Source organism: Acinetobacter sp. ANC 4862, from assembly GCF_004336635.1.
Taxonomy (GTDB): Bacteria; Pseudomonadota; Gammaproteobacteria; order Pseudomonadales; family Moraxellaceae; genus Acinetobacter.
In genome coordinates, this window is the sequence record NZ_SJXH01000061.1 from 1 (window position 1) to 9,363 (window position 9,363).

The 9,363-nt window shown below is 39.7% G+C and carries 7 protein-coding genes and 5 pseudogenes; 6 read left to right on the top strand and 6 right to left on the bottom strand.

All coding sequences use genetic code 11. The features are described 5' to 3' along the window. The coding region (locus E0409_RS16055) for an integrase core domain-containing protein (RefSeq protein ID WP_032013275.1) at positions 1 to 226 on the top strand (226 nt) is incomplete at its 5' end. Positions 227 to 802: 576 nt separating this feature from the next. Here the strand turns inward: E0409_RS16055 and E0409_RS16060 are convergent. Continuing rightward, the gene (locus tag E0409_RS16060) at positions 803 to 1,513 is read right to left on the bottom strand and encodes an IS6 family transposase (protein WP_131292511.1); all 711 of its coding nucleotides are present in this window, start codon (positions 1,511 to 1,513) and stop codon (positions 803 to 805) included. 56 nt (positions 1,514 to 1,569) lie between these two features. Here E0409_RS16060 and E0409_RS16870 point away from each other — a divergent pair. Together E0409_RS16870 and E0409_RS16075 are read left to right on the top strand one after the other, a co-directional pair. Continuing rightward, a pseudogene (locus tag E0409_RS16870) lies at positions 1,570 to 2,044 on the top strand (recombinase family protein); the annotation flags it as partial. An 87-nt stretch (positions 2,045 to 2,131) separates the two neighbouring features. Continuing rightward, positions 2,132 to 3,034: a GGDEF domain-containing protein gene (locus tag E0409_RS16075; protein WP_131292514.1), complete on the top strand. Its 903-nt coding sequence runs from the start codon at positions 2,132 to 2,134 to the stop codon at positions 3,032 to 3,034. An 83-nt stretch (positions 3,035 to 3,117) separates the two neighbouring features. On the opposite strand, the pseudogene E0409_RS17110 reads toward E0409_RS16075, so the two are convergent. Both E0409_RS17110 and E0409_RS17115 read right to left on the bottom strand, forming a co-directional pair. Next, positions 3,118 to 3,267 (bottom strand): annotated as a pseudogene (locus E0409_RS17110) (IS6 family transposase); the annotation flags it as partial. Next, positions 3,264 to 3,356, bottom strand: a pseudogene (locus E0409_RS17115) (IS6 family transposase); the annotation flags it as partial. The pseudogenes E0409_RS17115 and E0409_RS17110, both read right to left, overlap by 4 nt. A gap of 245 nt (positions 3,357 to 3,601) precedes the next feature. On the opposite strand from E0409_RS17115, the gene E0409_RS16085 reads away from it, so the two are divergent. The 3 genes and pseudogenes from E0409_RS16085 to E0409_RS16095 all read left to right on the top strand — a co-directional run. After that, the gene (locus E0409_RS16085) at positions 3,602 to 4,423 is read left to right on the top strand and encodes a M48 family metallopeptidase (RefSeq protein ID WP_131292517.1); all 822 of its coding nucleotides are present in this window, start codon (positions 3,602 to 3,604) and stop codon (positions 4,421 to 4,423) included. A 176-nt stretch (positions 4,424 to 4,599) separates the two neighbouring features. Continuing rightward, positions 4,600 to 6,108 carry a hypothetical protein gene (locus E0409_RS16090; RefSeq protein ID WP_131292520.1) on the top strand — a complete coding sequence of 503 codons (1,509 nt, stop codon included), beginning with the start codon at positions 4,600 to 4,602 and terminating at the stop codon, positions 6,106 to 6,108. A 331-nt stretch (positions 6,109 to 6,439) separates the two neighbouring features. Further along, positions 6,440 to 6,559 (top strand): annotated as a pseudogene (locus E0409_RS16095) (IS6 family transposase); the annotation flags it as partial. Positions 6,560 to 6,617: 58 nt separating this feature from the next. Here the strand turns inward: E0409_RS16095 and E0409_RS16100 are convergent. The 3 genes and pseudogenes from E0409_RS16100 to E0409_RS16115 form a co-directional block, all read right to left on the bottom strand. Then, positions 6,618 to 7,277, bottom strand: coding sequence for a hypothetical protein (locus tag E0409_RS16100; protein ID WP_131292523.1), 660 nt, complete (start codon positions 7,275 to 7,277; stop codon positions 6,618 to 6,620). A gap of 445 nt (positions 7,278 to 7,722) precedes the next feature. Further along, positions 7,723 to 9,021, bottom strand: coding sequence for an ISNCY family transposase (locus tag E0409_RS16105; protein WP_131292526.1), 1,299 nt, complete (start codon positions 9,019 to 9,021; stop codon positions 7,723 to 7,725). 146 nt (positions 9,022 to 9,167) lie between these two features. Then, positions 9,168 to 9,363, bottom strand: a pseudogene (locus tag E0409_RS16115) (ISNCY family transposase); the annotation flags it as partial.

The following is a 9,363-nucleotide window of genomic DNA, read 5'->3' on the forward strand; positions in this document are numbered from 1 at the left end:
TGGTAAAGGTCGATGGGTTGATAATGTGATGGTTGAACGATTATGGCGGAGCGTTAAATATGAAGAGGTGTATCTCAAAGCCTACAGCAATGTTTTGGATGCGAAGAAGCAATTAAACGCATATTTTGAATTTTATAATTTGAAACGACCTCATTCGAGTCTGGACAAAATGACTCCAGATGAGTTTTACTATGACCAGCTACCACAACAAAATAAGGTAGCTTAACTAGAGCAGAGTATCACTTATAAATAAGCTTTTAGTTGTTCAAACATGTGGGACCACCTCTGTTTTATTTATTATTTTTCTGTAAACGAATTAAATCACTTTAATAGTGAAATAATCTATTATCAAAAATACCATTTTTTTTGCTAATATTTGAAAAAAATACGATCTATTTCAGATTTTTAATTATAAAAAAATTTTTTATAAAAGTTAATTTTTCTTAATTAAAGCGATTGAAAGTTGAAAAATACAATATTTTTATAATTTTTAGTATATATAGGTGTTTGATTATATTTATAAGTTTAAAAAATGGTCAAAATTAAACATTCAGAAAATAAAAAATTATAATTAAATAATAGATGAAAAATACCGTATTTTTAAATAATATAGAATAGGCATTTTATATAGATAGTTGAATAGTCAACCATTTTTTGAGCTTTTCTAATTGAATAATTCTAAATAAAAAATCCTTACTTTACCCAAAAATCTGGAATTGACAGTAAAGAAATAATTAATCTGATTTATAGGGGCACTGTTGCAAATAGGAAATTGAGTTGTAGTTTGCTTGGTTAATCAGGTTTAAATTCCGAAAACTCTATTTACTATCCACACTTCTCCTAGAAAATTACGGTTATAAAATAATGAAGCTTGTCCTTTACGCAAGGCACGCATGACCTCATTACCTTTAATTGTGGCATAAGCCGTCTTCATGGATTTGAATCCTAACGTGGCCCTGATGATCCGCTTTAGCTTGCCATGATCACATTCGATCACGTTATTTTTGTATTTAATCTGTCTGTGCTCAAGGTTTGGAGGAAATTTCCCTTCCTGCTTTAGCCTTGATAAAGCACGACCATAGGTAGCGGCTTTATCTGTGTTAATCACCCTTGGAATTTGCCAATTCTTTACATTATTGAAAATCTTTGCAAGAAAACAATAAGCTGATTTGGTATTACGTCTAGCAGAAAGATAGAAATCAATAGTATGGTCACGTTGATCAACTGCGCGATACAGATAAGCCCATCGCCCATTTACTTTTACATAAGTTTCATCAATATGCCATGCGCTCAGATCTGTAGGGTTACGCCAATACCAGCGTAAACGTTTTTCCATTTCAGGAGCATAACGCTGACGCTGAACCCAGCGATAAATTGTAGTGTGATCAACATTCACTCCACGTTCAGCAAGCATTTCCTGAAGTTCACGATAACTTATACCATATTTACAATACCAACGGACGGCCCAAAGAATGATTTCACCCTGAAAATGACGACCATGGAAAGCATTCATCTGCTGATCCTTTAGCTAAAAGATAATCTAGCTTAACATTAGTCGCTATTTGCAACAGTGCCAAAAATACCGCCCATCCTAAATTCCAGGAAATGCTGAGCTATGTCCGTGAAGGTGACATGATCGTTGTTCATTCCATGGATCGTTTTGCCCGAAGTTTAAAAGACTTGGTGACTGAGGTGGATCAGCTCGTGAAGAGGGGAGTTGTCATCCAGTTTGTCAAAGAGAATATTACCTTTACTGCTCAGGCCACTCCCATGGATAATTTGATGTTGCAGTTGATGGGGGCCTTTGCTCAATTTGAGCGAGAAATAATTTTAGAACGTCAGAAAGAAGGAATTAAGATTGCAGCTGCTCAAGGGAAATATAAAGGTCGAGTCCATAAGTTAAATCATGAGCAGGCTGAAGCTTTACGACAAGCATGGAAAGAAGGGGGAGTATTCATCAAAAGTAGAGTTGGCAAAAGCCTTTGGTATCAGTCGGCAAGCTGTTTATAGATATTTGCAACAGTGCCCATCAAACGGCCAATAGCAGCTCTTGGCGAAGAAAAATCCGTGCATTTATATTTTTATTTGACTAATGTGTCACTTATTGTAAATCAGGCAGAAGAAGTGCTTCATGATCAACGTTGAGCAGATGGCCATAATTCTTGATACTTTGCCAGACCCTGCCTTTATCCTGTCCCGAAGTGGAAAATACGTTGCGGTGTTTGGTGGTCGTGATAAGCGCTATTACCACGATGGTTCCGGTCTCGTTGGTCTGTATATTTCAGATTTGATCAAGCCTGATAAGGCCAACTGGTTTCTTGAACAGATTGGCCGGGCGCTGGAGTCTGGAAAACTACTCATCGAAGAGTACGAATTGAGCAACAGGGATGTGAAAGGTCTACCCGATCATGGTCCTGAAAAACCGATTTGGTTCGAAGGGCGCATCCAGGCCCTGAGTTTTTCTGTGGACGAAGAAGATGTGGTGCTCTGGGTCGCAAGTAATATTTCAGAGCGACACGACCTGGAAATCAGACTGAGAGAACTAGGCGATACTGATCAGCTAACTGGCCTTTTCAACCGAAGAAAACTGGAGTATGACTTAACGCTACACTACGAGTCATACGTACGATATTCAGTGCCGACTTCAATCTTGATGTTCGATCTTGATAACCTAAAAAAAATTAACGACAGCAAGGGGCATCACGTTGGCGATGAGGTGATCCGGGCAGTAGCCAACATTCTTCGCTCAACACTCCGGAAGACTGATTGTGCCTGCCGCTTGGGTGGTGATGAGTTTGTGGTCGCCTTGCCCAATACCGGGCATGAGCAGGCAATTCAGTTTGCCAAGCGGATACATGACCGTTCCAGAAAAGAGTTAAGCCGGTTTTCAGTGGACAGTGTGGTTCCCACAGCGAGCATGGGTGTGACAACTATAGTGCCGGAAGATCGCTCATACGAAGACACGATCAAACGGGCCGACCTAGCTTTGTATGAAGCCAAAAACGGGGGCAAAGACAGGATTGTCTCGGCCTGAGGGAATCAGTTTTCGCGAGCCCAGATTTATAGGCACTGTTGTAAATAGAGATTTGAGTTGATGATGTTCCTTTTAAAAAGTGCTTAAAGACCAAAAAACCTATTGATTAGATACACTTCACCCTGAGGCTGACCATAATAAAATGACGAAGCTTGTCCTTTACGCAAGGCACGCATGACTTCAATACCTTTAATAGTAGCGTAAGCCGTTTTCATGGATTTGAATCCTAAAGTTCACGATAGCTAATGCCATATTTACAATACCAGCGTATAGCCCAAAGAATGATTTCGCCCTGAAAATGCCGACCATGGAAAGGATTCATGTGCTGCACCTTTAGCTAAAACAGTCTTTAGCTTACCATCAGTGGCTATTTGCAACAGTGCCCTAAATTATAAAGAAATTCTAAACAATAATTATAATTTAATAATAAAATTCAATCACTTATTGATTAAAATAAAAAAATGCGTAACATCTCAACAAAATAAATAAAATTGTGAAATATGACTTAAATTCATAGTTTTATTTTTATTATTACTTTTAATACTGTAGTGATACCGGAATTTAAAAATGTATTTAGAATTCAAGAAATCTACCATATATTCTACATTAATTGCATCTATGCTCGCGATAAGTGGCTGTGTAAGTACTACCAACACAGGCACTATGGGGGCTGAGCGCAAGCAATTTTTACTTATGCCTGCAGTGCAATGGGAACAACAATCCATAATGGCCTACAGTGAAATTATGGGGGCTGCAAAAAATGAACGTAAAGTGGTGTCAAATGCCCAAGTCAACCGTGTCACAAAACGCTTAATTCCGATCGCAAGCCATTTCCGAGCAGATAGTGCCAATTGGAAGTGGGAAGTAAATACAATTAAGAGTAGCGAACTAAATGCTTTCTGTGTAGCCGGTGGAAAAATCGTCGTCTATACTGGAATTATTGAAAAATTAAAACTCACTGATGATGAGTTGGCTGCAATTATTGGTCATGAAATGGCGCATGCTCTGCGTGAGCATGGACGTGAAAGAGCTAGCATGAATGTGGTTACCAATCTCGGTCTTAAGTACGGAGCATCAGCTCTAGGTCTAGGCGGAACAGAACAGCAAATTGCCGAAATGGTTACCAAGTATGGTCTTACCTTACCAAACTCACGTAAACATGAAAATGAAGCAGATCTCGTTGGCTTAGAAATAATGGCACGAGCTGGATACAATCCAAATGCGGCTATTGTGGTGTGGAAAAAAATGGCTGAAGCCACCAATAATAAAGGTAAAACAACTGAATTTTTGAGTACACATCCTGCACCTGTTTCACGCATCGAAAGTATTCAAAAAACCATTCCTCTGGTGATGCCATACTACAAGATGCAAAAAACAAAGAAATCTTAATCAAAGTTTCTTTTTATTTCAAAACATTTTCGCTGGTGATGTAATAACTTCTAACTTGAAACAACACTCCTTAACCCTAGTGCTATGACGGCACTGTTGCAAATAACCACTAATGAATATCATCAATTTGGACCTCTATTTGCAACAGTACCTGAATAATTATAAGGAGCTGATGAATGCATGACGAGCTGTATGGCTATGCGGTTAATCAAGATGGTGAGCTAGTCTATATCAGTCATGCTATTGCTCATGGAAAAGGGCTTGGCCACAGCTATCATTGTCTGAATAAAGACTGTAATAGCGATATGATCGTTGTAAATGGTAAGGTCAAAGCCAGTCATTTTCGCCATAAAGTCCTCGTATGTAGCCAAGAATCCTATCAGCACCAATTGGCCAAAGAGCTAATCAAACAACGGATTAATCAAAAGCAAAAAATCAATCTGGTTTTTCCGTGTGTAGAGTGCGGCTGTACGGTCAGAGAGAAATTCGAATTACCTTCAACCATTGCGTACGCTGAAACCGAGCGTAAATATCCTGACAGTCCGTATACGGGTGATGTAGCCGGATATTCTGCTAATGGCGATTTAGAAATCATGTTCGAGGTTTTTCATACCCATCTTGTCGATGATGTGAAGCGAGATAGCGTTAAGAAATGGGTAGAGGTTAACGCTGAACAGATTATCCAAGAAGATTACCAGTCAAACAAGGCAGTGTTTTGGAACGTCTTGAGATCGGCAAAAAGTGGTCATGAAGTGCTTTGCCAGGCATGCATAAGTGTGAAACGAGAGGCAGAGAGTCTCCACGAATTTCAGCAACATCGCCATCAAGAACATATAGTCATGTTGGAACGGGCCAAAGGTTATATCCAAAAGCATATTGATAACAAAGCGGAAATCGGGCTTATGTTTTCATGCGATGTTTGCAAGAAATTAAAATACCCGATCAGAATGCCATCCAGAATCAGTCATGCAGCTATGAACTTTCAATTACCTGATACAAAATTTCAGGCTGATGTAGTGGGTTTGTCTGAAGATGGCAGCCCTAAGCTGATTATTATGCTTGATCGAGATCAACCAAGCACTTTGACGAAACAGATGGAGCATTTCGGGATCGATAAGTGGATCGCAGTCGATTCGCATCAAGTCTTGTCAAGTAAATACAAGGACACACCTGTAGCACTTCAATGGGAAGTTAAGTATTCAGCCGCCACCAACAAAAAATTGACCTGCCCAGACTGCAAAAATACGATTGCGGCATTATCGAGTCCGAATCAGCAAGAACGTTTCAATGCACTTGTAGAGCATAGGGGAAACCTTAAACTCTGGGGAGATATATATGCAGTGCACTTGGATAACTTCTACGAAGTTGGCTTGCAGGATCTAAAGTATATCTGTGATCAGATAGATCTAATCAAAAACATAATAAACCGCGAATATGATGATGATCTGGAAAAGAAAAAAACTAAATATATTAGCCTGCTGTTCAAGATACAGTTTGTACACGCCATTCAATTTATAATGTTGACGGATTGCGCTGAAACGCGCCGCGTACTGTCTTTGACGGGCAAAAACATCAAACAGAAGTTCCTCAAGCAATTATGGAAAGATGTATACAAGGGATTGAGAGATCAATGTGATGAAGCTTGGTTCATTGAAATTGGTAAATTACTGTTTGGGTATTATTAAAAGCTATGAATAATTTTAATGCGTCTGTGCAGCAACAGATTGAAGAATTTAATGAGAATATTACACACGAAAAGATCAACACCAAACTTAAATCTGGGGATCAGGCCATCTCACCTTTGCGGGTGCTTGAGTATATTTCTCAGAACTATTCTGGTTTGTGGAGTTGTATCGAAAAACTCGCAATAGCTAACTTTCTTACCCCTGTATGGGACAAAAGTATTTTTGTGCCGACATTTTTTTGGCTTCCTGAACTTCTAGAGATTCGGCATCCAAAATGGCATAATGGGTACAAAGGGAAAAATGCGCCTACATGGGGAATCGACTTCTTTTCTATGCCACAATTAAAGGTATTGAAGTCATGTGTGCACTACGTAAAGGACAAGCTTCGTCATTTTATTATGGTCAGCCTCAGGGTGACGTGTATCTAATCAATAGGGTTTTCGGTATCTAAGCTTTTTTGAAGGGAATATCATCGACTCAGATCCCTATTTGCAACAGTGCCAAAACGGTTATTTAACAAAATTGGCTATTGGATAGCTGTTTTTGAGACCTGGAGCAGGAAATTTTGCGTATTTTTCACAATTAATGCGGCCATCTGTGTCCAGCGAAAATGTTGAGCCTGTACGTATGCCGACCTTATATTTCTCGTTAATTTTCTTGCGATGGCGAGTGTTAAAGAAAATATGGTCTGAAGCGTTCATGAACTTGGTTAGCTTTTCAGATTCGGCAGGATACTTTTCCTTGTAGCGAATGTGGCAGTTCAGTATTTCGCTAAACATGACCTTTTCCTGATCATAGCTCTGCGCTGAATAAAGCTGAGTATTGAGAGCATAATGATTCATCGCAAAAGCTTTCACTTCTGGTTGAACAAATGTCTGATTAATATAGTGCTCAACATCATCCCTAACATTATTCTTATTTTTATCCTCACCCAAATACGAGTCGGTTTTATCCAAATTAATACCCAAGCGATCTGGGAATGCGATCTTATAACCATAGTACCCAACAACCACTGGCAATGCCACAAACCCCAAGATCATAGAACTTAAATTTTTGACCGGGCTTATTGAGATAACTTGAGATTGAACTGGTGGTGGCAGTTTTTGGGGAGATTCTGCATATGTAAAAGATGACATCAATGCCAGTATTAGAGGAATTATTACGAACATGATCATATGTTTAATGATAGCTTGGAACCACTATACCAATTTTCCTCAACGCAATTGACTATAGGCGTTAATTTTAGAAATTTTCTCACCATCAAGTAACAAACTCACCAATGCTGAAAGATATTTCCCTAAGGATTGTGGTTACTCCGTTGCTGATCTTGCATCCTGCCCAGATAAAAAAGCATTAAAAAAGAGTAAAAATGAGAGCAATGACTGTTCACCTGGGCTTATTAAAATCGTGGAACATTGATCAAATAGTAAGCGTGTAACGTGATAAATTATAAAAAAAGCCCAGAACGGTGTGTTTGGGCTTTTCATATAAGCATAAAACTATGATTTATAAGAAATAAAAATTAGCTGTTATTCACCAATTAAAATGTCTATGCGATAAACTATTTAAAATGTCCTATATGGACAATTCCAAGTCAAGCACAGGATTCAGATTTCATTGTTGAATCGCTGTTTTCTGTGCACGTCTACGTGGCATCTTTTGAGAACGATTACATTTGTTTTGCTGTTCTAGTTCTTCATGCTGTTGCTGGATATGAGCCAAGACTGAACCCAAACGTTTATTCTCAACGATCTCTCGCTGGTTGAGCTGACTTAATTTATCGAAGATGCTGTAATTGATCTTCCGACCTTGATGCTCAATCGCTACCGTACCATCGGGGTATTCTAGAAATTCAAGATATTTACCGATTAGCCTCTGATTTTCCTCTGTATTCTCCAGGAGATATACGTATTTATCATAAGTAATGGTCAAGCTATTGGTGACTCTACGGGGTTCACGCCAGGTAAAAACCTCATCTAATTCCTCAGCTGTTTCAGTGACAGCCCGGTGTAAATCCTTGGGATTAAAAGCCATCTTGGCAAATTTACGATTAAACTGCTCGATAAAGCAGGGCAACCACTTATTCGCATCTGCAATCGAACTGATACCTTCGAGGCGCATTTCCTTGATCAGACGGTCCTGAAGGGTTCTGTTGGCACGTTCTACGCGACCTTTGGCCTGGGGTGAGTTGGCGAAGATAATATCAATGTTTAACTCATTCAGAATGCGCCCAAATTGCGTGATCTGGCTGTCTTGGCTCGATTTCTGATTGACTCGGAATACCGAGTGTTTATCGCTATAAAAAGCCAAAGGCTTGCCGTATTGCTCAATGTAGGCTCGGGTTGAAAGCATATAATCAAAGGTCGTTTCAGCCTCACAAAAGCGCAGATGCAAGAGCTTTCCAGTCGCGTCATCGATATAAACCAGCAAGCAGCATTTGGCAGCTCGGCCTTCAAACCAGTCATGATATGAGCCATCGATCTGGATCAGCTCACCGAAGCAATCACGGTTATATCTAGGCTGATATGGACGTTTCAGGCGCTTGGATCGAGGAATCCAGAGGTCATTTGCAGTCATCCAGCGACGGACCGTTTCTACCGGGATATGCAGGCCGAACATGCTGCTGAGCTTCTCATGAGCCAAGGTTGGGCCAAAGCCCAGCAAATGTTCAGAAATAATGGAAAGGCACTTTGATTTTAACAAGTCATCATGGCGATGATGGCCAGGTTGGCCACGGCTAGCATGTGCCAGACCTGAAACACCGTCTTGATTGAGCTTGTGCAATAACCGGGTTATTTGACGGGTTGAAAGATTCAGAATTTCAGCAGCACGGACTTGTGTAATACGTTGATCTCGAACGTCTTGCAGAACTGCAAGACGTTGAATTTCCTTGTAAGACATAGTGATCAGCATCTCGATTCATATCCAGCCCATGATGTTGATGCGCATCATAGACCAGACATTTTTATTGGTGAGAATATAGACACTTTAAATGGGTTCTAACAAACTGTGTTATTCCCAAGTAGAAATGTCCTACCTAATAACCAAATAGAAATGTCCTATATGGACATTTCCAAGTCAAGCACAGGATTCAGATTTCGTTGTTGAATTGCTGTTTTCTGTGCACGTCTGCTTGGCATCTTTTGAGAACGATTGCGTTTGTTTTGTTGTTCCAGTTCTTCATGCTGTTGTTGGATATGATTCAGAACAGCACCCAACCGTTTATTCTCAACAATCTCTCGCTGGTTGAGCTGA